21 protein-coding genes are annotated in these 20,889 nt (G+C 60.0%); 5 read left to right on the forward strand and 16 right to left on the reverse strand.

All coding sequences use genetic code 11. The features are described from left to right. Positions 1-294: 294 nt before the first annotated feature. The 3 genes from BRAD3257_RS30285 (at position 295) to BRAD3257_RS30295 (ending at position 3,886) form a co-directional block, all read left to right on the forward strand. Positions 295-972 (forward strand): hypothetical protein, encoded by a 678-nt coding sequence (locus BRAD3257_RS30285; RefSeq protein WP_244607740.1) that lies wholly within the window; start codon positions 295-297, stop codon positions 970-972. A gap of 31 nt (positions 973-1,003) precedes the next feature. After that, entirely contained in the window at positions 1,004-3,205 is a 2,202-nt protein-coding gene (locus tag BRAD3257_RS30290) for a Wzz/FepE/Etk N-terminal domain-containing protein (protein WP_122404928.1), read from the forward strand. Positions 3,206-3,598: 393 nt separating this feature from the next. Beyond that, a complete protein-coding gene (locus tag BRAD3257_RS30295) occupies positions 3,599-3,886 on the forward strand; it encodes a hypothetical protein (protein ID WP_122404929.1) in 288 nt (95 codons plus the stop codon). A gap of 44 nt (positions 3,887-3,930) precedes the next feature. Here the strand turns inward: BRAD3257_RS30295 and BRAD3257_RS30300 are convergent, their stop codons facing one another. Continuing rightward, entirely contained in the window at positions 3,931-5,361 is a 1,431-nt protein-coding gene (locus BRAD3257_RS30300; RefSeq protein WP_122404930.1) for an undecaprenyl-phosphate glucose phosphotransferase, read from the reverse strand. A gap of 590 nt (positions 5,362-5,951) precedes the next feature. Here BRAD3257_RS30300 and BRAD3257_RS30305 point away from each other — a divergent pair. Then, positions 5,952-6,689 (forward strand): metallophosphoesterase, encoded by a 738-nt coding sequence (locus BRAD3257_RS30305; RefSeq protein ID WP_122406834.1) that lies wholly within the window; start codon positions 5,952-5,954, stop codon positions 6,687-6,689. Between the two features lie 78 nt (positions 6,690-6,767). On the opposite strand, the gene BRAD3257_RS30310 is transcribed toward BRAD3257_RS30305, so the two are convergent. Beyond that, the gene (locus BRAD3257_RS30310) at positions 6,768-7,046 is read right to left on the reverse strand and encodes a hypothetical protein (protein ID WP_174221597.1); all 279 of its coding nucleotides are present in this window, start codon (positions 7,044-7,046) and stop codon (positions 6,768-6,770) included. A gap of 615 nt (positions 7,047-7,661) precedes the next feature. Between BRAD3257_RS30310 and BRAD3257_RS30315 the strand changes: the two genes are divergently transcribed. Next, positions 7,662-7,928 carry a hypothetical protein gene (locus tag BRAD3257_RS30315; protein WP_122404932.1) on the forward strand — a complete coding sequence of 89 codons (267 nt, stop codon included), beginning with the start codon at positions 7,662-7,664 and terminating at the stop codon, positions 7,926-7,928. Between the two features lie 359 nt (positions 7,929-8,287). Here the strand turns inward: BRAD3257_RS30315 and BRAD3257_RS30320 are convergent, their stop codons facing one another. The 14 genes from BRAD3257_RS30320 to BRAD3257_RS30385 form a co-directional block, all read right to left on the reverse strand. Beyond that, positions 8,288-8,824: a tetratricopeptide repeat protein gene (locus BRAD3257_RS30320; protein ID WP_122404933.1), complete on the reverse strand. Its 537-nt coding sequence runs from the start codon at positions 8,822-8,824 to the stop codon at positions 8,288-8,290. A gap of 70 nt (positions 8,825-8,894) precedes the next feature. Beyond that, a complete protein-coding gene (locus BRAD3257_RS30325; RefSeq protein WP_122404934.1) occupies positions 8,895-9,293 on the reverse strand; it encodes a hypothetical protein in 399 nt (132 codons plus the stop codon). A gap of 13 nt (positions 9,294-9,306) precedes the next feature. After that, complete coding sequence (locus tag BRAD3257_RS30330) at positions 9,307-10,932, reverse strand: type II and III secretion system protein family protein (protein WP_122404935.1); 1,626 nt, start codon at positions 10,930-10,932, stop codon at positions 9,307-9,309. A gap of 396 nt (positions 10,933-11,328) precedes the next feature. Continuing rightward, positions 11,329-11,748 carry a TadE family protein gene (locus BRAD3257_RS30335; protein WP_244607741.1) on the reverse strand — a complete coding sequence of 140 codons (420 nt, stop codon included), beginning with the start codon at positions 11,746-11,748 and terminating at the stop codon, positions 11,329-11,331. Continuing rightward, complete coding sequence (locus BRAD3257_RS30340; protein WP_122404937.1) at positions 11,748-13,163, reverse strand: pilus assembly protein TadG-related protein; 1,416 nt, start codon at positions 13,161-13,163, stop codon at positions 11,748-11,750. Before BRAD3257_RS30340 ends, BRAD3257_RS30335 begins: the two co-directional genes overlap by 1 nt. 8 nt (positions 13,164-13,171) lie before the next feature. After that, a complete protein-coding gene (locus BRAD3257_RS30345; RefSeq protein WP_122404938.1) occupies positions 13,172-13,618 on the reverse strand; it encodes a hypothetical protein in 447 nt (148 codons plus the stop codon). 54 nt (positions 13,619-13,672) lie between these two features. After that, positions 13,673-14,320: a methyltransferase family protein gene (locus BRAD3257_RS30350; protein WP_122404939.1), complete on the reverse strand. Its 648-nt coding sequence runs from the start codon at positions 14,318-14,320 to the stop codon at positions 13,673-13,675. A 2-nt stretch (positions 14,321-14,322) separates the two neighbouring features. Next, entirely contained in the window at positions 14,323-15,231 is a 909-nt protein-coding gene (locus BRAD3257_RS30355; protein WP_122404940.1) for a type II secretion system F family protein, read from the reverse strand. Next, positions 15,228-16,160 (reverse strand): type II secretion system F family protein, encoded by a 933-nt coding sequence (locus BRAD3257_RS30360; RefSeq protein ID WP_162500413.1) that lies wholly within the window; start codon positions 16,158-16,160, stop codon positions 15,228-15,230. Before BRAD3257_RS30360 ends, BRAD3257_RS30355 begins: the two co-directional genes overlap by 4 nt. Continuing rightward, the gene (locus BRAD3257_RS30365) at positions 16,157-17,602 is read right to left on the reverse strand and encodes a TadA family conjugal transfer-associated ATPase (protein ID WP_122404942.1); all 1,446 of its coding nucleotides are present in this window, start codon (positions 17,600-17,602) and stop codon (positions 16,157-16,159) included. Before BRAD3257_RS30365 ends, BRAD3257_RS30360 begins: the two co-directional genes overlap by 4 nt. Continuing rightward, positions 17,599-18,804, reverse strand: a complete 1,206-nt coding sequence (locus BRAD3257_RS30370) for a CpaE/TadZ family protein (RefSeq protein ID WP_122404943.1) — start codon at positions 18,802-18,804, stop codon at positions 17,599-17,601. The genes BRAD3257_RS30365 and BRAD3257_RS30370 overlap by 4 nt, the downstream gene beginning before the upstream one ends. Then, positions 18,804-19,763: a Flp pilus assembly protein CpaB gene (cpaB, locus tag BRAD3257_RS30375; protein WP_122404944.1), complete on the reverse strand. Its 960-nt coding sequence runs from the start codon at positions 19,761-19,763 to the stop codon at positions 18,804-18,806. Before cpaB ends, BRAD3257_RS30370 begins: the two co-directional genes overlap by 1 nt. Before the next feature lies 1 nt (position 19,764). Continuing rightward, entirely contained in the window at positions 19,765-20,271 is a 507-nt protein-coding gene (locus BRAD3257_RS30380) for an A24 family peptidase (RefSeq protein ID WP_122404945.1), read from the reverse strand. 102 nt (positions 20,272-20,373) lie between these two features. Continuing rightward, positions 20,374-20,589 (reverse strand): hypothetical protein, encoded by a 216-nt coding sequence (locus BRAD3257_RS30385; RefSeq protein WP_122404946.1) that lies wholly within the window; start codon positions 20,587-20,589, stop codon positions 20,374-20,376. Between the last annotated feature and the right edge of the window lie 300 nt (positions 20,590-20,889).

Here is a 20,889-nt window from a genome sequence, read left to right on the forward strand (position 1 = left end):
ATTCCATCAGCTGTGATGATTGCGAGTATTTGCGTGGAAAGTGTGCGCGAAATTCGGCGCTGTTGCGGTAGAGGCCATTCCCAACACATTGGTCTGTCTGCGTATGGATGTCGCAGCAAAAATTCTTTTGTCCGAGGGAACAATACAAGCGCGCCGTGACTTGTGTCGGTTTTGCGACCCGCGGGTCTGCGAGTGCCTGATATGTTTTCAAGCTGCAACATCCATGAGCGCGACATGCCAATCTCGCAGGCATTGCAAATCGTGCTTTTGCAACCGGCGCAAAGTTGAGCAACGTTGTTCGTCGTCGACGATCGTGCATCAGTTTGCGCCGCACAAAAAGATGACACAGTTACCTGCCAAGTTTCGCGTGTTCTCCTATTGCAACAGAAGCAAGGAACACGGATGGGCCGCGGACTAACACGTCGTCATGCACAGCCGCGATGGCTATCGACTGTTTTGATAGGTTCTGCGCTGATCGTTTCGAGCAGCGATGCTTGCCGCGCCCAGTGCGTCGAATTTTCTGACCGCGCCTCGCAGCTCGAACTAGACACCTTCGTCAAGTCGCCGTCTTCGCTTCTGGAGCGACTGCGCAATGACAAGGAGAAGCTGAGATATCGGCTCTCGGCTCTCATCGCGACCAATCCATCGGTGTTGCCCTCCGTGCAGACGCTCATCTCCGCATCGGCTTCAAGCGATCGGTCGGCCATCGGCGCCGCGCTGCGGATCGCCGAAGAGCGGTGCACGTCGACGAAGCCCGACGCAGCCCGCAAGATCAGGGATTTCGCGCAGCGGATCGGCGATCTCAACGTGCAATCAGGCTATTCCGCAGCGGGAGAGGACAACTCGGGCCCCCAGCAGGCCCAATCGCAGAGCAAGGGTCTTGCGCGGCCGCCGCGAGGCGGAGCGCTGCTCGACGGCGAATGGAAGACCAAGTTGGCCGACCCCTTCAAGCCCGTTCCCCTTCCGAATTGATCAGTGATCGTCAAAGGCAGCGAATTAGCAAATGTACCAGCCTAGAGAACATTTCCAGTCGGGACACCGGTTCGGCATCGAATTCGGCGGGGCCGTGCTCAGCTTCGAGCGCGTGGCCGACGTGCTACGCCGCCAATGGCCAATCATTGCGGCATGCGCCGGCGCTTCGTTGGCGCTGGTGATGGTCTACCTGATCACGGCGCAACCCATGTATACGGCGAATGCCCGCATCATGATGGACACGCGTCAGGCACAGGTGCTGGACAAGGACAGCAACACCAACAGCGCCCTGATCGACACCGGCTATGTCGACAGTCAGGTCGAAATCATCAACTCGGACGACCTGATTCTGTCCGTCGTTCGTCGTCTGAAGCTCACGGAGGATCCGGAGTTCAAAGGTTCCAATCCGGGCCTTCTCTCCCTCATCATCGGCAAGGTGAGTTCGCTGTTTGGGTCCGGTGAACCGCCGACCCAGGAACGAATCGAACATGCCGTGGTCGAGCAGGTTCAGAAGAACCTGCGAACGGAGCGCGTCCTGACGACATATGTTCTCTCGTTGAACTATCGCGCACGGACCCCCGACAAGGCCGCCAAGATCGCCAACGCCATCGCCAATGCCTATCTTGTCGGCGCGCTGGAAGCCAAATATCAGTCCACCAAGCGGGCAACCGAATGGCTTCAGCAGCGCAGCCTCGAGCTGAGCGAGCAGGCAACGGCCAGCGACCGCGCCGTGCAGACCTTCAAGGCCGAGCACAACATCGTCGGAACCAGCCGCGGCCTGATGTCCGAGCAGCAATTGTCGGACCTGAATACGCAGCTGGTTCAAGCGCGGGCTGCGACGGCCGAGGCCAAGGCCCGGCTCGACCGGATCGAGGCGATCTCCGACCAGGATCTCGCGCAGCCGACGGTGACGGACGCTCTCAACAATTCGGTCATCACCCGCCTGCGCGCCCAATATCTCGACCTCCAGGCCCAATATGCCGACTGGTCCAGGCGTTATGGCAAGACTCACCTTGCGGCGGTCAATCTGGCCAACAAGATGGACGAGCTGCGCAAGAACATCGCCGACGAGCTGCATCGGATCGGGGATGCTTATCGCAGCGATTATGAGATCGCAAAGAGCCGCGAGGCGTCGCTCGAGAAGAACGTCAAGGACCTCGTTGCCCAGGCCGGTCACACCGGCCAGGCCGAGGTCAAGCTGCGCGATCTCGAAAGCGCCGCCGACACCTATCGCAATCTCTACAACAACTTCCTCGAAAAGCTGCAAAGCGCGACGCAAAACCAGAGCTTCCCGCTCAGCGAGGCGCGTCTCATCAGCACCGCCACGAATCCGGACCAAAAGAGCTCACCGCGCACGGTCCTGGCGCTCGTTGGCGGCCTGGTGGGCGGCCTCTGTCTCGGCTTCGGTGTCGCATTTGCGCGTGAACTGCTGAGCGACGTGCTCAGGACTCCCGGCGAGGTCGAGGATGAGCTCGGCGTGAAGTGCCTCGGCGTCCTGCCCGATATCGGTCCAGCCGCGAAGACCGGCGCATCCGATATATCTCGCTATGTCGTCGATCATCCGTTCTCGCGGTTTGCCGAGACGTTGCGCAACATCAAGGTGTCGATCGACGTTGCGCGCCTGACCCGCGAGATCAAGGTGATCGGCATCGTCTCTTCCCTTCCCAAGGAAGGAAAAACGACCGTCGCGGCGAATTTCGCGCAATTGATCGCTCTCACGGGGCATCGCACGGTGCTGATCGACGGCGACCTGCACACGCGCTCGCTGACGCGAGAGCTCGCGCCCAACGCCAAGAGCGGACTTGTGGAGGCGCTCAACGACCCCGCGAGCCTCGGCTACCACGTGCAGCGGAGCAAGGAGACGGGACTGGATTTCCTTCCCTCCGTCGTGGCTTCCCGCATGGTGAATTCGGCCGACGTGATTGGATCGAAGGCGATGGCCGAGCTGCTCAAGGTGCTGAGAGAGCACTATGAGTATATCGTGATCGATCTTGCCCCGGTGATGCCGGTGGCGGACTCCAAGGCGGTCAGCCTCCTGATCGATGCCATGGTCTACGTCATCGAATGGGGGCAGACGACACGAAGCGCTCTTCAAGAGTCGGTTTCGGGGTCGGAGGTGCTCCAGAAGAAACTGCTCGGTGCCGTGCTCAACCGCGCCAATCCGAAGATGCTCAAGCGCATCGAGGCCTACAAGGGTAAGCACCACAACAGCTACTACGTCGAGCACGCCTAGGCGGAGGCGCGGCGACGCGCCCAGCCGAACTGGAACGACCTCGGGCCCGCTGCCATTCGGCAGCGGGCCTTATTCTTGTTTCGTGGAATTGTCGCTTGAAGGCGAGCGAGCGCGCCTTGCACGCGAGACAGCCCGAGCCCGTCGGACGGTCGGAGATCGTGCCCAGCTGCTTGGACGTCCGTATTCATCCGGAATCCACAACTTGCAGTTATTGCTCTAGCCAAAAGCAAGGATTGACCAAGACGGTGCGCCATGGGCAACCATCTGTCGCTAAGACGGGACAATCCGGGCTTGATGCCTCAAAATGACGAAACTTTAGGCATCTTTCCTTCTCGGTTCCCCGGGGCTAATCTCGGCCCATACTCACTCACAGCTCTTTTCCGGTGGGCTCGGATGCTGATCGTCCTTACGATTTTGACTATTTGGGTTTTGCTCAACATTCTCTTCGTATTGGTCGTGATCCCCCCGCGCAAGCCGCTTCGGCAGCCCATGGCAACGAGGCTCTCACCGGCGCCCATCGAGCCAAGCCGGCGCGAGATCGAGCAGGACGAACCTTTCTCAATCCGCCACGTCATCGTCTCCCTTGCAATGGGGGCCTTCTTCGTGCTCGTGCCGCCGCTGCTTGCCCTGCGCGATGCGATCATGCGGCTCCTCGGCAAGCCGCCGCGCAATGGAACCTGAGGCGCCTCGGGTCAGCGCTCTCAGGCGGTTGAGACATCAAGCGACTAGTAGGCTTCCTGGAACATCACTGCGGACGCGGTGCGGGCCATGATCTTCAGGTCGAGCCAGATGCTCCAGTTGCTGACGTACCAGACATCGTACTCGACCCGCTTCTCCATCAGATCGATCGTCGGCGTTTCCCCCCTGAATCCGTTCACCTGGGCCCAGCCCGTCAAGCCCGGCTTCATGTGATGGCGGTAGACATACTTGCTGATGAGCTCGTCGTAGTAGTTGTCGTGGGCGAGCGCGTGCGGACGCGGTCCGACCAGTGACATGTCCCCACGCAGCACGTTCCAGAGCTGCGGCAGCTCGTCGATGCTCGTCATGCGGAGGAAACGCCCAATTTTTGTGACACGGGCATCCTTCTTCGTCGCCTGTGTCACCGTCTCACCATTCTCGCAAACGGTCATGGTTCGAAACTTCCAGATCTCAAACGGCCGGCCGTTGAAGCCGCGGCGCGACTGCCGGAATATGACGTTTCCAGGTGAATCCAGCTTGATCAGCATGGCAACTGTCAGCAGCAGCGGCGTCAGCAGCACGAGCGCGAACAGAGCGACGCCGACGTCGAGACAGCGCTTTTGCAGCCGTTCGAGAATTGTGAGCGGCGGTCGCTGGATCTCGACCGCGACGGTTCCGCTGACCGGCAAAAAGGGACGGGTCACGAGGTCAGCAACCGGGTCGTCCGGCAGCAGGCGAATGGGCTGCGGGACGGCGCGCAAGTATGGCCCCAGCTTGCGCAGCATCGGCAATTCGTTCCAGTCGATCGCAAGCAGATATTCATCGACGTCAGCCGAGCGCGACTGACGGATGACGTCGCGAATCTGTCGCTCCCACTGGCCATCATCCCGGTCGTCTCCGAGCACGAAATGGCGCATGACGTCGAAGCCATTCCTGCGCAGATCCTTGAATCGGCTCGAGGTGAAGTCGAGCGGCTTCAGGCTGAGCAGGATCACCTTGCGATCGACCAACCGGCTTCGCGCAAAGCTCGTGCCGAACACGGCCTGCCAGACGAAGCGCAGGCTGATCAGGCCAAGCCCGCCGATCACGGCGAAGACGATGACGGTGCCGCGCGATAGATTGTCGGTCGATTTCAGCAGGAAGGCCGCGACGGCCAGGATCGTGAGCGACGTCAGCCAAATGAACGCCGCCATTCGAAGCTGCCATACGAGATTGAGCAGGCGGTGCGTGGAATAGACGTCGCGGAAATAGGCGATCCCGACGAACACCACGCCCACGAACAACCCGGCTCCCACCGATGCGCCGTCGGCAGGCGAAGCGATAGCCACACCATACAGCGAAGCTCCCGCCGCATAGCTCAACAGGATCAACAGAAAGTCAGTAGCGATGACGACGATCTGAAAAGGCCTCTGAAGAGCGCTGCCGCGCGCAGATGAAAGCGCATGGGCGTTTTCAGAACCATAAGTTGCAACAGCCATTCGAACCTCTGCCTATCGAGAGAGTGCCTGACGCTCATCGTGATGCTGAAGACTCGTCAATTCCCCGCGCGAAAGTGTTGAGTGATCGCAGCGACATTGTGGCGCTGCACGCAAAACTTTTGCGGCGCACGGACGATGCGTCGTGTTGAAGTACGCAGCGAAATTCGAAGCGCTGAAAATGTCGTCACAGTGCTGACATACGAGTGAACGGAGTGCCCTATTTTGACTCAAGTTCCGCATCCGATGCGCCTCTCCGCTCAACTTTGAGGCGCTGCATTGCTCCCGCCGAAGCACACAGAGTCGGCTGCGAGAATTTCTTCGGATTTCTATCTGTGGCTGAATATGAAGATTCCACGAGTCATGCAGCTTTGCCGCACACTTCGGGACAGTGATGCAATTCCTGCGGACCGATCTTGTTCCTGCAGTCCGCCACAAACAAGGTCGGCAAAAAATGCCGCCCTTCTTTTGGCATGATCAGGTCGGAGAACGAAGTCGCGGCCCCACCGAATTCACGTTGTTCGTGTTGGATGGAAGCTCTCCGGTGCCGGCGACTTGGGGATAACTTTTCGACCACCCGATCGATGAGCGCCATGAAATCCCTCGCGCGACCACACTCCTCCATTCCCAAGCCGCAATTGCCGGACGGAGTTCGCATCTACGCGATCTCGGATATTCACGGCTGCGCGCATTTGCTCGAGCCCATGCTGCGGGTGGTCGATGCCGACGTCGCCCGCAGCCGGCCGCATTATGCCGTCGAAGTCTTCATGGGCGATTACATCGACCGCGGCCCGGATACGCGCTCCACCCTCGACATCCTGGTCGAGCGGAGCCGCCGGGGAAATGCGGTTTTCCTCAAGGGCAATCACGAGGCCTTTCTGGTGAGGGTTTTCGAAGATCCTTCACTGTTCGAGGACTGGATTGCCTTCGGCGGGACCCAGACATTGATGTCATACGGGCTTGCGCCGCCGGATCTCAAGCGCGACGAGCCGGCATCGATCCTGCGCGATTTGATTCGCGCCATGCCGACCGAGCACCTGGAATTCCTGGACAATCTGCGGCTGAGCTTCAGTTGCGGAGACTTCTTCTTTGTCCACGCTGGCGTGCGCCCAGGCGTTCCATTGGCCGCGCAGACCGAGCGCGATCTGCTCTGGATAGGCGAGGAATTCCTGCGGAGCGAGGAGCATTTCGGCAAGTATATCGTCCATGGTCACACGCCGGTCCGCAGCGCGGAGTTCATGGCCAATCGCGTCAACATCGACACCGGCGCCTATGCGACCGGCAACCTCACCCTGATGAGCATCCAGGGAAGCCGCATGATCGCGGTGTGATATGAGGCCTCCCTACCTGCCACTAACGGGCGAGATGGCTTCGCGGCAACGATGCAGTGGCCTTGGTGTTATCGTGCCCTAGTTGAGCAAAGGCGGCTTCTCCAGACGCGCACGCGTCTGGGCCATCCAGTCGCTCCAGGCTCGCTCGTGCTTGACGTAGAGTTCCGCCCAACGTTTGTCATGCTTGGCCTCACGGACACGAGCCGCCTCTCCAAGCAAGTCTGCGCCAGGGCGGGTGTCCGGCTTGTCCAGCGCTTCGAACTCGATCGTTTCCGAGATCGTCAAACCAACGAGCACGCGCTGTCCGGCGCCGTCCACGATATAGCGTCGCGGCGCATCCTTCTTGGGCCCACTCATTTCATCATGTCCCAACGTTCCAGTATGAGGCTGGATGCTGCAACGAATTGGACGATGCCTAGAAGGCTCGTCGGGCGTGGCCGAACGTCGAGGTGGGAGCGGGCTCGGACGTACGGCGTGAGGCGCCGCAGGATGAGTTCACGGTTCTTCGTTGGACGCGCCAGGCGCGCAGCGCGTATCCCAGAATGAGGCCAGCACCAAAGATGGAAGCGGAGACAAACGCAGAAGTCATGGGAGTCGTCCTGGATCGTACGCCTCCTATCAAGAGCGAGCAGTGTGTCGACATCATGGTTCTCGAAGACTCCTCGACGCCGAAAGATTGTTCAACCTGCGATCTCTTCTAGGCAGCCAGGTCTGGCGGCACTGCTGCATCTCGCCTCGCCCGGCGGCAATCATCGGACGCTCCATATGAGTGCCGCTCCATATAAGAGAGACGCAAGAGAGACGTTTCTCGCAGCCTGACATGTCCAGACCCGTCGCGGCCGAGCAGGCGTGCGTCGCGAGACCGCGCGCCTCCGCAACGGGAGATTGGGGTCGATCCGTCGGCCGATGCTCTTGCAACCGTAAGGGACCCGTCGCATTATTTCGCATCTCATTCTGAGAGGGATTAATCCAATGAACTTCCGTGCCCTTATTCCATCCATTGCCTTGTCTGCTCTCGGCCTCACCTTGTCGGCATCCGTGGCGTCCGCCGCCGAGCTCTCCGTTGCTCCGGGCCATCATCGTGCAGCCGCCGTCCAAGGCGGACTCGTGCTGTGGGATGATGTCTATCCGCCCGCGATCTATGGCCCCCAGCTGCGCCCGGTCGAGGAAGTCGCAGCCATGAAGGCAGCGGCGCGGCCGGTGTCCCAGCGCTGGTGGGGATATTGGTACGTGCGGTAACGTGCCGGAGCGACGGGCTAACCGCAACCCAGACGCCCTCAACCATCAACCGCCGCGCCGAGCAAACGGTAGCGGCGGTTTTCATTTGGGCCGCTGAGAAGATTGCCAAGGCGAGCGCGGCGACTCGGGCCTGCGTTGCCAGCCTGTCGAGCCTGACCTGAAACGACCGGCGTATCAGATCATACCTCGCGGCCAACCCCGCCTGTGTCGAGCGCGGTGCGCCAAATTGCACCACCTTATGATGGTCGCATCGATGCGGTCAGCTGGGGCTGGACAAGCGTCAGAAACACGCCCAACGCGGCAGGCGGCTTACACGCGCCTCGACCGGATGCAGACGCGTGTACTTACCGAGACAATCGCTAGGGCTGGTTGTTCGGCGGCCTTTCAATGAAGCGCCGGCTGCCGTTGAGAAGCTCGAGGTTGTTGGCGATGACCGGATTACCTGGATCGAGCGAATAAGCCTTTTCGAACTTCCGTCGCGCCGCACTCAGATTGCCGCGCAGCATGTACGAATACCCCTGATCATTCAGGATTTGAACGGTTTCGCCTCCCAGCCGGATCGCACGGGCATAGGCCTGATCCGCGAGGTCAAACCGGCGGAGGCGGTCATAGCTTGCGGCGAGCCCGATCCAGGCCGTCACGTCCTTCGGTGATTTCTCGACGGCGTCCTTGAAATAACGCTGGGACAGCCCGTAACTGCCGCGGTTGAAATGCTCAAGCCCCAGCCGCACGGGTTCGTCCGACGGGTAGTACTTGACGTCGGTCGGCTCCTGCACGGGGTCGCCGCCCGGCGGATCCACGGGGGCCACGATTGCGGCTTCCCTCGTCGTGTAGTCACAGGCCGCAAGGCCCAGCGCCAACCAGCAACAGGTCAGCATTAAAATGATGCGCCGCATCAATCTTCATCCCCCGCGGCCCAGCGAACCCGCTGCGCCGTTCGCAAACAAAAATTCACTTCCGGCCCCGTTACCTGGCCCCGGCCGCGCCGACCGGTACCGAGACGCCGGCTGACGTACCTGCGCCCAATCCCTCGATGTTGACGTTCTGCGTCGGTAACGTCCGCACGCCCATTTGTTTCGTCGGATCACCATTATCGGGGAGCTGATCCACCGGCTGTTGCGTTTTGCCGTAGCGTGTGACCGCGGCACCTACGCGCCGGGCGTCGTGGGCGATCCTGCGATCACCGACGTATCGCGGCCATGGATGGATCGTATGGGTGACGGCGTTGACCTCTTTGGCATTGCCGGCACTCATCGTGATGGTGTCGGAACGCTGGAAGTAGCGGTCCACCTCGTCATGACCGGCCACCCCGTAACATCCCCCGAGCAGGAGCGGTGCGAACAGAGCCAGATACCTCATGGTCATCTCCCGCTTGCTCTCAGTTGAGTGTTTTCACGACCGGCTGCTCGACGGCAGCGGCCGGAGCTACAACGGGCGCCCTGACTTCAGGAGCGATGATGTGCCCGTACGGTCCCTTCACGTCGCCACCCGAATTGACATAATCATCGTACCGCTTGCGGACTTCCATCTGGCCGTTGAGGAAGAAATCGACGTCGTTGGCCGGAAGGCGCGAATCGAGCGGTGAGGCCAGTTGCTGGCCGGGTGCCGCCGGCGCGACCAGCCGCGGCGTCACGATGATGACGAGATCGGTTTCCTCCTGCTGGTACGACTTGCTGCCGAACAAGGCTCCAAGCACGGGCACCGAGCCAATCCATGGCAATTGCGAAACGTCCTGGCGATTACGGGTCTGTAGCAGGCCGGCAATTGCAAAACTCTGGCCGTCGCGCAGTTCGACCGTCGTGCGCGCATCGCGGCGGGTCAATGCTGGAACGGTCGTCCCCTGAATGGTGATCGCATTGCTGAAATCAAGTTCGCTGACCGAAGGCTCGACTCGAAGGTTGATCACCCCCCGCGAAAGAACGGTAGGCACGAAGGCCAACTCAACACCGAACTTCTTGTAGTCGATGGTGATGGTGGGAAAACCGTTCGACGTCTGGGTCGGTATCGGTACCGGAAACTCGCCGCCGGCCAGGAAGCGGGCGGCATCGCCGGAAAGCGTGGTCAAGTTCGGCTCCGCTAACCGGCGAGCCAATCCCTTGGTTTCCAGCGCCGAGATCAACAAGTCCACCGAGCCGCCGTTGCTCGTTCGGACGATACTGGTCAACAAGCTTCCGAACGGTGCCGGAGCTACACCGCCCGCAGTGCCAATAAGCGTATTCAATGTTCCAAGTACCGGAAGGCTGCCCGTTGGGGGAGCACCGACATCGCCATTGACGCCTCCGATAGGTTGCCGGCCGGTCGCGCCAGTCAGTACTCCGCCACGCCCGGTATTTGCGACATTGGTTCCATTGGCGTTCGCTGCGTAAAGGTTCACACCGAGGTCGCGGCCAGCCTGCCTAAAGACCTCGAGAAAGCGCACCTCCAGCATCACCTGCTGCGGGGCCGCGACGCTCATGGCGTTGACGACAGTGCCTCCCTTCGCAACCGTGCTGGTGGCGATCGCCATGGCCCGCTCGGCCGTAACCGCGTCGGCCGCCGTTCCGCTGAGCACCACCTGCCCCTCGGACGCCGAGACGCGGATCCCGTGTCCGCCAGTGCTGCTGCGGATGTTCTGCTGCAGATTGCCGGTATCGATCACGACCTCGACGTCGAGGATCCCGATCTGCTTCATCGAGGAGTCGAGCAGGATGACGTTGGTGGTGCCGGTCTGCTTGCCTTGGACGTAGATCAGATGATCGCTCAGTGACTTCACGTCGACGATGTCGGACGAGCCCGCCACGATGGTCGCAAAGGGTGTGTCGACCTTGAAGGTGCGCGACTTGTTGACGACGACCTTGACCCGCTGGACGTCGTTCATTTCGCTGACGATCACGCCGCCGGAGGAGCCCCGCCGGTCTGCAGCTTCCGTACGGTCAGTAGACGAGGCGAGCGTCGCGCCTAGAGCGATCACGCCAAAGGTGAGAAGCTTCCCTACCTTAATACCCGAAACGCGACCGCCACTCATCCGAGTCCCCCCGATGCGATCCACGGCTATCGCCGCGAATCCACATACTCGATGTCCCCAAAAGTTCGCCTCCGCGCACCATCGGAGAGCTTACAATCTGTCCAACTACAAATCGTTACTTCGTATTTCCGAGATCATCATCACAGACGCCGCCTCCTGCAAGAAGAGACGCTTACCGCATTGCGGCGACGACATAGAAAAGTTTGCAATGTTGCCAGGGAGCACCACCTTTGGCCCGCTCGGACCTTCCCGCAGCGGAACTTCCGACGAGTTCCCAGTGTTGCTCTGCTGCCCCGCAGGCCCCCTATCGATTTTCGGAAGATCTGTTCGAACAATCGCGACTTTCGCCCGCTTGACGAAATCCACACGTCATTCCGGGATGGTGGGATGCTACCACTAGAAGGGAATCATGGTGGACGCGCTCGGCGCATTGAGTTTTGTGCCCCAAATCGGCATCAGCATTTTAAAGGCTGTTTGAGAAGCTGTGATGGTCAAATTGTTGCTGCTGGACCCCGCGGTCATCGTCGGCGTGAGACCGCCGAGATACAGGAAAGGCGCAACATTTTTCCTCTGTGCGACAGGCAGGTAGGTATTGATGTCGGTACAGCCGGAGGGTGACGTGTTGTTGTTAGTTACGTCAGGTGCGTAGCACCTGATCATCGTTGCCCGGGCGCCGGCGCTCGCGAGCGTCCGCAAGGATTGTAGGGTAATCGCATAGCGCCCGAGATCGAAGATGGCAAATATCAAGGTGAAAAGCGCTACGAAGACGAGGACAAATTCGAAAGCCGCGGCACCGCGATTGTCGAGCTTTCTCATCACTGCACCAAACCGACAACTTGGGTGTAAGCGACGGGACCACACCCTTCCGTGCTCAGGAAGCCGCCTCCGCTCATGGTGAGTGTTTTGGCGATCACCTCTGAACACGTCGTGTTTGAACTTTGAGTCCCTCCGTTCCAGGTAACGTCGACGAACGGGAAATACACCGCCCCGCCTAATGCGACCGCACCACCGCCGTTGATCGTGACGGCATTGCTGGACTTCGTCGGCGCCTGATCGTCAATCAGGACGCCGTTCAGATCAGGCGAGAAAGTATTGGTAACAGGAGCAGAGAGAGCAACCGTTCCGCCGCTGATGGAAAGGCTCGAATCTCCCAGCAACACCAGGGTCACGCCCAGACCTGTGCCAGCAGGCGGCCACTTTGTGCAGGCGGTGCAGTTGACCGTTCCGCCATTGATTTTTATTGTCGCATTATAAAAGACGTACGTGCCTGGAGCGAAATTTAACCAGTCTCCGGTCGTCACCGTCAGGTTTCCATACGCCCCAGTAGCAGGAGGAGCATTCGGGGACGTCGTATAACAAGTCTTAGTGCCGGCGGGCGGCGCTGGCGAGGTGGGACATGTTACCTTTGTCTTCGGATCGGAACTGCCAGTCCTGCTGTTGAACGATTCGCTGTTCAACTTGCTAAGCGGATTGGTTGCGTTCGGCATAAAATAGTTGTGCGTCACAGCGATGTTGCCGCATGTACTGACTGGGGTGCAGCCAGTTTGACCGTAAACCGCCCATCCCGAACCCGTGAAAGTTGGCGTGCTGGCAAACTGAACGGTGGTGTCCGACATCATCCCGCAGCCAGTTCCGTTGTTGCTGAGGTTGCCACCAAGCTTAAGTGCGCCCGAGCCAGGCCCAAGTGCCAACGCACACAGTTTTGTCGGGTTCTGGACCAGAGCAATGGCTTGGGCAGGGATGTTGACGGTTTTAAAACCCAGTACTGCCGCCAAGTAGGCCGGCTGTTGCTGGCTGATTATTGCGCGAACGGCGTTACCGGTACCCTTAGGTGGAGTTGTGAACGTGCCCGCATTGTAGTCGCCGCTATAATCGCCGATATCGATCTGCACGGCCCGCGAGATTTTGCTTGGAAGGCTCGCCACACACCGGCTGTCGGGATAGGGCGTGGTGTCTTTTGGATTTGAGTTGCAAAACGCATTCTGTGCCGCGAATTCCTTGCCGCGATAATCCACCGACTGTGGATCGCAGTTCGTCGCACCAGCAATCGTGCATGCAAGCCGCAAGGCACCCGAATAGGCTGCCGCATCGGCGGCGTTCTGCGCGTTCTTCCTGGTGGCGTACCACGATCCGGCCTCGACCCCGAGTGAGACCACTCCGATGAGCGGCACGAGGGCGATTGCTGTTGCAAAGGCGGCTGAGCCTCGCCGGGTATGGAGCAGACCACGCATAGAAGCACCTATTGGAAGCGTTCTGAGTAAAGCAGCGTGTACGTACAACTGGTGGGACACAGCACCGACCTCCAAAAAGGCAAGCGCGCCCCAATCGGGGCCAAAGTGACGGTCGTCGTGAATGTAAAATACTTCGGAGTAGCAATATTGCTTGACGAGCAGGCAACGCGTGCGTCGCCGCATATAACCTGGATGTTGCTGATCGGATAACCGGCAACTGTTGTCTGTAGCCCCGGCCTCCAGGTCACTGTGCCGTCGGGGCCGAGCGGATTGTAGTACTGCACATACTGCCCGAAGGAGCGCAACGCCGCCCAGGCGGAGGCAAACTGGAAGGCGGCGGCGGTCACGTCGGCGAGCGGCACAAGTAGGAACGACGCCAAGAAAATGTAGATGATCATTGTCTCAAGCGCGACAGCGCCGCGTTGATCCGCGATGAAAGACCTCTTGTGGCTCATGAGCCTACCTCGACCGATACTTGCCGTTCCGGTCGTCGACCGGATCAATAACACTCACCAAACATGGGGGATCAGTCTCCAGCGCGATGCTTCGTAACCGGAGTACTCAGGGCAGTTGCGCCGAAGCAGATCCTCTTCATAATAAATTCGGCAAATCTGAACGCCGATATGCAGCATGAGCAAGGCCGCAGTTAGTGGTGTCGGGTTTCTCAGCACGACGCCCAACACCGCGATTTCTTCCGCGAGGTAGAGTGGGTGCTTGATCCACCGATACGGACCTGTTTGCACCACGTTGCGCGCCTGCGGCACCAAACTGAATGACCTACCAAGATGCCGAATGGTGACCAGCATCATGATCATGCCGATCAGCACGCAAGCAGTGGACGCCAGGTTTGGCAGCGCTTGGTCGGTCTTGCCGAAGAAGGCGATTGTCCACGGCATGTAGGTGCCGACGAACGCCGCTATTCTCGGGAGGAGGCCATCCGCTTGCGCCTTTGCCGGCGACCGCGTGATGGTCAACAGCGCCAGCAGCACGTAGAAGACGGCGAGGCAAAAACTCGACAGGAGCGACGGCCAGGGATCCCCAGCCGACGATCCGAGCTTGATGGCCACGCCAAGTGCCAGCAACATGAACCACATGCCGCCGAACAATTGCATGGCCCGGTCGTAAGCGGAGGTTTTCGACAGGACGATTGTGCTCATGGCTACTTACCGAAGCTGGCAAATGAACGTACGAGGTGCAGGATGGGGCTGCCTCCCAGAATGACGAACATGGCTGGAAGCAGGAACAACACCATCGGAATGGTCAGCTTGGCGCCCAACTTGTGCGCTCTTTCCTCGAGCTTGGTGATACGCTCTCGGCGGAGATCGACGGCGATGCTCCGCAGCGCCTGACCGATCGGCGTCCCGTATTGCAGGCTTTGGGCGACCATGATTCCGAACCGGCGCAGCCCATCCGACGTAGCTCCCAGCTTCTCGAACGCCTCGCTGCGGCTAGGCAGTACCCGGAGATCATCAAGAAGATTCCTCAAGACCCCAGCTATGGAGGGATTGGTCTCGTCCATTTCCTGCGCAACGCGTGCCAGCCCGCTCTCCAGGCCCATTCCCGCTTCGCTGCACACGACCAGCAAATCGATCATATCCGGGGTGCCCAGACGAATGGCAGCATCAAACCGCCGCTTCAGTGCGGCCAGGATCAACCGCGGTCCCACGATTCCGACCGCCATGCCGATCAGCGTGAAGACCAGCACGTCCAGCAACGGCTTTCCCAGGAGCTGAGCGCCCCCTCCGGCGATGATCGGGCACAAGAACATGCTGACGGCCTTGACGCCGATCCAGGTCGGCAGGGCTCGACGATGATTGAAACCGGCTGATTGAAGAATCGCGCGTAGCTGATCCAGATTTTCCTCCGCGTAGAAGCGGCGGTACCGCATGCCGAGCGACGAGAACCAACCCGTCATGTCTTGGAACGGCGCCGATCGTCCGGCAACGCCCATCACGGCGTTCGACACCCGCACGTCCAAAGCGCGAATGTGCATTTCGCGGATGATCAACACACAGCTCGCAGCACCGGCTGCGAATGCGAGGGCCACCAGACCAAGGCCAAGAGTCATAGTGCCGTTTCCCGTCTGACCATCCAACTTATCACCAAGGCCCCGACAAGCACCGAGACCACCGCGTAAGCCAGCAGCTTGTTTCCAACCGGATCAGTGAACAACAGATCGACCGTTTGCGGATTGGCTGCGTATAGCGCCCCGCCCCCGAGCAAGGGCGAGATTGTCAGCGCCCGCGAGGAAAAGATCACCTCTCCCGCCAGGGCCTTGGCCCGCGCGGCCAGTGCAACGCGTTGCCTCACGGTGTCTCCCAGGTTCTGTAAGGTCTCCGCAAGGCTACCACCCGACTTCAACTGAACCGCAAGGGTCACCGCGAACATCGCATATTCCGCCACTTGGGTTCGCCGATAGACACTTTGGACGGCGTCCTCGGGAGATCTTCCGAGATTCACCTCGCTGCATACGATGGCAAACTGCCCAGCCGTTGGCTGTGGCATGTCGCGCGCGAGGGCGCGAAAAGCTTCGTGCACAGGCAGACCCGATCGAACGGTGCTCGTCACCAGCTGGATCGCATCCGGCAGCTGTCGAAAAAGTTGCCTGGCAAAGCGGCGCTGCTGCCATCCAAAGAGGCCGCGAACCACGACTATGGCGGCAATGGCCGCCGCGAGGGACAGGTAGAGAATGGAGAATCCCAGCAGGCGATTGGTGTAGAGGATCGCTGCTGCTGCGATGGCACCGGCCAGCAACACATAGGCTGGATGCCAGATGTAAGGTATCTCGCGATTGTAATTGGCCAACCGATGGAGCAACAGCGACGGAGACCCGGCCTCCAACCGGCGAATGGATGGTAGGTTGGCCGGATGGGAAGCTGGCAGAGCAACCGCCAGCCGGCGATTGATGCGTCGCTCCCGAGCGTCGAGCCACAGCGCAATGGCTGCTGCGCACATCGCGAGCGCCAGAAAAGACGCGATTACCGACTCCGGCATCATATTTGCCTCATTGCCTCGGCCCATGCTCCATCCAGTCCATAATAGACAAGACGGCTCTTGAATTTCGGAGTGGCAAGGTTGCACCTGTAGGTGCCCGATAGGCGACCCTGCTCATCCTCCTCCTTGTATTCGAAGGCTGCGATGTCATTGGTGGTGATCACCTCCCCTTCGAGGCCGATGACCTCGCTGATCTGAACGATACGGCGCTGTCCGTCCCGCATGCGTTCGACCTGCACAATGAGATCCAGCGCAGCAACAATCTGAGCTCGAATGGCGCGCGACGGCAGGTTGACCTGTCCCATCTGCACCATGTTTTCGATGCGGGTCAGGGCATCCCGGGTACTATTCGCGTGGACCGTGGAGATCGAACCATCATGGCCGGTGTTCATCGCCTGCAGCATGTCGAAAGCTTCTGCGCTGCGGACCTCGCCAACGACGATCCGGTCGGGACGCATGCGCAGGGCGTTCACCAGCAGATCCCGTTGCGTCACCTGCCCCGTGCCCTCCAGACTGGGAGGCCGGGTCTCCAGGCTGATCACGTGCGGCTGCTGAAGCTGCAACTCCGCCGCATCCTCGATCGTTACGATGCGTTCGCTGTGATCGATGAATTGACTCATCGCGTTCAGGAGCGTCGTCTTGCCGGAGCCGGTACCGCCGGAGACCAGAACATTGAGCCGAGACCGGGCGGCGATCTCCAGCAGTTTTCCGATGGCCGCGGTCATTGAGCCATTTTCGATCAATCCGGCGATATCCAAACGGTGGCTTGGAAATTTCCGGATCGAGATGCACGGACTATGGATCGCCAGCGGCGGGAGAATGATGTTGACGCGGCTGCCATCCAGCAGGCGGCAGTCCACCATCGGGCTGGATTCGTCGACGCGCCTGCCAACCTGCGCGGCAATCTTCTGAGCGACGGAGGCGATATGGTCATTGTCGCGGAATCGCACCGCAATTCGTTCCAGCCTGCCGCTGCGCTCCACGTAGACGTTGCTGGGACCGTTCACCATGATATCGCTGATCGATTGATCGAGCAGCAGCGGACGGAGCGGCCCGTACCCCGTCATGTCGTCGGCAATCTCGTCCGCGAGCTGAAGCTGCTCGCGCCCCGATAGCTCGAGCCGCTCCTGGTTGGCGATTTGATGGATGATTTCCTCGATCTGCCGCCGAAGAACTTCGCGCGAAACGGTTGCCGCCACCGCGGGCTCGATCTGCTCGATGACCCGTTCACGCAACGAATCCGGTATTATCGGGTGGTGGATCGGGAGTTCGTCGCGCCTGGACGCGGATGCGGGCAGGCTTGACACAGGTGGAGGCGCGCTTGGCGCAGATACAGCAACGTTGGGCATCGACGGAGGCAAGCCTGCCGGAGGACCAGGCAGCTCAGTCCCCAATGCAGCTACAAGAACGGACGCCTCTTCGTCACGTCTTCCAAATATTTTCATCGCAGATGTGCTGTGAGCACCCTCCTCCACCAGCTCTTCCGCTCGGCGCCGACACCGCTGATCTCCCGTACAATCGGTGCCAGGTGACGTCGCAATTTCCTGACGTGCTTCAGAGCGGGAATTCCGAGATTGAGCGCCTCGGTCATCCCCTTGCCGAGATCGGGAACGACGATGTCCGGCTCTGCGCCCATCGCCTTGACAACTGCCTCCCTCGGGAGTCCACCGGGACGACCGGCGCGGTTGAGCAAGGTAAAGACCCGATCTTTGCCGGCGATGTTGACGACGGCGGTGCGCAGTGCGTGGGCATTGCGAAGTCCGGTCACCTCGGCTTCGAGCAGCACCATCACGTGACGGGAAAGCTTGATTACCGGATAGATTGACGGGGGAAACGGGACGGGCACATCGACGACGATGTAGTTGAATCGTTGACGGAGCAGACCCAGCACGTGTCGTACGCCGGCTTCCGTGATTTCGAGCTGCGCATCGAGATCCTCGTCGGCCGAGACCAGACAGACCCGCTCGTTGACTTCGATTGCCGCCCGCTCGAGGAACAGCGTGTCCGCCCTCATCGGGTTCTCCAGGGCGATGCGCAGCCCCGGCCCGGGACGGACACCCAGCATCACGGCGGCTTCGCCGCCCTGCAGGTGAAGGTCCAGCAGCGCCACTTTGGCCTTGGTGGTTTCGGCGAGTTGCAGTGCCAGATTGATCGCGATGCTCGTGGCGCCGGCCCCGCCCTGCGCCCCACAGATCGAAACCACGTGACCGCCACGATCGATCTGATTGGCGGCAACGTCGCCCAGCAGCTTGGGGCGCAACTGGTCCAGCACCAAATCGCGCGTGAGCGGCCGCGGCAGATACTCGGCCAGGCCGAGCTCCAGAAGCTCACGGTAGAAGGTGATCTCCCTGTTCTCGCCAATCACAGCTACGCGGACATCGGGCGGACAGACGCCGGCCAGCCTTTCCAGTTCAGTGAAGGGATCATCGATGCCGCTGATGTCTGTTACCAGCGCGAACAGGTCTGTGTCGGATTCCAGCATCCGTATCGCATTGCGGATCGTGCCGCGCCTGATCGAGAGGTTGGCGCCTTCGAGGCCCTTGCGCAAGGCCGCGGCGCTGATCTCGTCGTTTACGAAACAAACGATGCGGTTACGCGTGACGATCGATGTCGATTCTTCGGGCGGAACGGCTAGGGCAATGTTCATCAACGTTTCTCCGAAAACCTGTTGTCATAACTTTCGGCCGTTGCGGTCTGGTGCACGACTTCCGGGGTCCCCTCGCAGCTGACGAGAGCGTCCTCGTCCTGCTTCCTGACCGTGTATTGCTTGGCTTGGCCGCCCGAATGAATGACGACTGCCGTTCTCTGACGTGCGATTGCGTACTGGCGAGCCAGTTCCGGGGACACATCACAGCTGGACATCGCGCCAGTGTCGGCCTTGTCCCATTGATCGACTGCTGCACGCACGGCCAGAGACAGTGTTCCGAGCTGCTTTGCCACGGTGACTTTCTTGACCTGCTCCTGTGCAAGCTCCAAGGACACGGTTTGCGTTTGCTTGCCTGCCATTCCGCCAATCGGTCGTGCACCCTGCACGATCTCCTGGTCGATCGCGATGACCCGAACGTTGCGCAGAACGGTCTCGCTCAGGGCTCGACGTGCGGTGTCGGCCTTCTCGAACACCTGGGTCAACACGACGTCCACGTGATCACCCGGCCTGATCAGGCCGGAGACACCCGCCTCCTCGTCAACCTTGATGCTGATGGCACGGCTGTCCGGTGCCAGGACGCTGGCCAGGAAGCCTCGATCCCGCGGACGCAGGATGTCCTGCAACGTCACGGGACTACCTGCTTCAACGAACCTGCGGATCAGAGAACCGGGAAGTCCGGCCTTGGACTCCGGTGTTTCAAGAATCGCGCCCTGGGGAATGCGCTCCGGTGGCACCGACCGCACGGTGAAATCTTCTTCGCGGGCCAAAGTCCCCTTCGGCAAGGAACGCGCCGCGACGAAGTATCCGCCGGTAGGCGCCGGTGCCGGAGCCGCCTCCGTGACTTGCGCCGGGGCCGGAGCGGGCGCCTTCGGCAAATTCATGTTATAGGCGACGAGCGCGAACGCCGTGGTTGCGAGCAGAAGCACCATGATGATCGACAGACGCAACGCAGATGACATCTCACAATCCTTTGCTCAAAATCGTCCAGATGCCCCCGCACGCTATTGCAACTCCGTAGGGCAGCGGGGCGTGTCGCAAATGGCGCCAACGTTCGATCGCGTAAACCCGGCGTGGGAGTGACGATCTGGTGGGTGCCAGTTTGGGATGAGGGAGGTGGCGCATCATCAGATGCACCATGGCAAGAACGCCGCCGGCCAGCGCAGTTATGGTCACGAGCTGAATCTGGCCGGTCAGGGGAAATCCGATCGCCAACGCAGTCAGCAATTTGACATCACCGCCGCCAATCCCTCCGCGCGCGTATAGGACGAACAATACCAGAAAGAGGATCGCGGCCGATATCAGCGACTCGGCAACTTGCATTGGATTGGCCAATTGACTGGCGATCCCGAGGGCCGCCAGGGCCAGACACATTTCGTTTCGGATCAGCCGCGTCGCGACGTCGATCGTTGCGACGTAGAGCAACAATACGATTTCAAGAAACGAGGCTGTGGGAGCAATCCAACTCATGAAAATGCACGCCTCAGAAAAGTGGAACGCGCACGAGATAGGGGGAGTTCGAGCAAAGGGGGGCGCACTGGGTTGCCCCCCTTCCGGGTTCAAATGGCCGTATCAACCAGCGATCGCATTAGCGAAAGTGGCGGTGATCTGGCCGATCCCGTTCTGCAGCGCCAAGCCGATCTGACCGCCAGCTCCACCGCCGAACACGGCGCCGACTGCGCCAACGATGCAAACCGCGACGATAATGTACTCGAACGAAACCACGCCCTCCTGGTCGGCGCGCAGACGCTTCATGGCTTCGGTGGTCTTGATGTAATAGTGCAGCATAGGGAAAGCCTTTCTTTGAAGATGGATTGCAGGACACCCTTGGCAAAATTCAGCGGCTGCGAACGACAAGCGCCGCCACTCGAAAACTCTTCATTAAATATTATATTTAGTCAATAATTAATATGTTGCTGATTTTAAATTTTCGAGTCCCTCACCAGGCGAATCTGACAAGTGATCCATAAATTCGTTTTGTTACAGTTGCTTACGCGGATTAACCATTAATCATTGAGATTCACCGGAATAATACGGACAGCAGCCGCAGATCACGCGAGCCCTCTCCGTTTCGATCACATTAAATGA

This window comes from Bradyrhizobium vignae (genome assembly GCF_900324035.1).
Classification (GTDB): Bacteria; Pseudomonadota; Alphaproteobacteria; order Rhizobiales; family Xanthobacteraceae; genus Bradyrhizobium; species Bradyrhizobium vignae.

What these genes read in the sequence shown, in the direction of transcription:
- BRAD3257_RS30315 (WP_122404932.1), top strand. Translation starts at nt 7,662, where the DNA reads ATGAACTTCCGTGCCCTTATTCCATCCATTGCCTTGTCTGCTCTCGGC.
- BRAD3257_RS30370 (WP_122404943.1), bottom strand. Translation starts at nt 18,804, where the DNA reads ATGAACATTGCCCTAGCCGTTCCGCCCGAAGAATCGACATCGATCGTC.
- BRAD3257_RS30295 (WP_122404929.1), top strand. Translation starts at nt 3,599, where the DNA reads ATGCTGATCGTCCTTACGATTTTGACTATTTGGGTTTTGCTCAACATT.
- BRAD3257_RS30385 (WP_122404946.1), bottom strand. Translation starts at nt 20,589, where the DNA reads ATGCTGCACTATTACATCAAGACCACCGAAGCCATGAAGCGTCTGCGC.
- BRAD3257_RS30335 (WP_244607741.1), bottom strand. Translation starts at nt 11,748, where the DNA reads ATGAGAAAGCTCGACAATCGCGGTGCCGCGGCTTTCGAATTTGTCCTC.
- BRAD3257_RS30355 (WP_122404940.1), bottom strand. Translation starts at nt 15,231, where the DNA reads ATGACTCTTGGCCTTGGTCTGGTGGCCCTCGCATTCGCAGCCGGTGCT.
- BRAD3257_RS30330 (WP_122404935.1), bottom strand. Translation starts at nt 10,932, where the DNA reads ATGAGTGGCGGTCGCGTTTCGGGTATTAAGGTAGGGAAGCTTCTCACC.
- BRAD3257_RS30350 (WP_122404939.1), bottom strand. Translation starts at nt 14,320, where the DNA reads ATGAGCACAATCGTCCTGTCGAAAACCTCCGCTTACGACCGGGCCATG.
- BRAD3257_RS30310 (WP_174221597.1), bottom strand. Translation starts at nt 7,046, where the DNA reads ATGAGTGGGCCCAAGAAGGATGCGCCGCGACGCTATATCGTGGACGGC.
- BRAD3257_RS30360 (WP_162500413.1), bottom strand. Translation starts at nt 16,160, where the DNA reads ATGATGCCGGAGTCGGTAATCGCGTCTTTTCTGGCGCTCGCGATGTGC.
- BRAD3257_RS30340 (WP_122404937.1), bottom strand. Translation starts at nt 13,163, where the DNA reads ATGCGTGGTCTGCTCCATACCCGGCGAGGCTCAGCCGCCTTTGCAACA.
- BRAD3257_RS30305 (WP_122406834.1), top strand. Translation starts at nt 5,952, where the DNA reads ATGAAATCCCTCGCGCGACCACACTCCTCCATTCCCAAGCCGCAATTG.
- BRAD3257_RS30325 (WP_122404934.1), bottom strand. Translation starts at nt 9,293, where the DNA reads ATGACCATGAGGTATCTGGCTCTGTTCGCACCGCTCCTGCTCGGGGGA.
- BRAD3257_RS30300 (WP_122404930.1), bottom strand. Translation starts at nt 5,361, where the DNA reads ATGGCTGTTGCAACTTATGGTTCTGAAAACGCCCATGCGCTTTCATCT.
- BRAD3257_RS30345 (WP_122404938.1), bottom strand. Translation starts at nt 13,618, where the DNA reads ATGAGCCACAAGAGGTCTTTCATCGCGGATCAACGCGGCGCTGTCGCG.
- BRAD3257_RS30365 (WP_122404942.1), bottom strand. Translation starts at nt 17,602, where the DNA reads ATGAAAATATTTGGAAGACGTGACGAAGAGGCGTCCGTTCTTGTAGCT.
- BRAD3257_RS30380 (WP_122404945.1), bottom strand. Translation starts at nt 20,271, where the DNA reads ATGAGTTGGATTGCTCCCACAGCCTCGTTTCTTGAAATCGTATTGTTG.
- BRAD3257_RS30320 (WP_122404933.1), bottom strand. Translation starts at nt 8,824, where the DNA reads ATGCGGCGCATCATTTTAATGCTGACCTGTTGCTGGTTGGCGCTGGGC.
- BRAD3257_RS30290 (WP_122404928.1), top strand. Translation starts at nt 1,004, where the DNA reads ATGTACCAGCCTAGAGAACATTTCCAGTCGGGACACCGGTTCGGCATC.
- cpaB (WP_122404944.1), bottom strand. Translation starts at nt 19,763, where the DNA reads ATGTCATCTGCGTTGCGTCTGTCGATCATCATGGTGCTTCTGCTCGCA.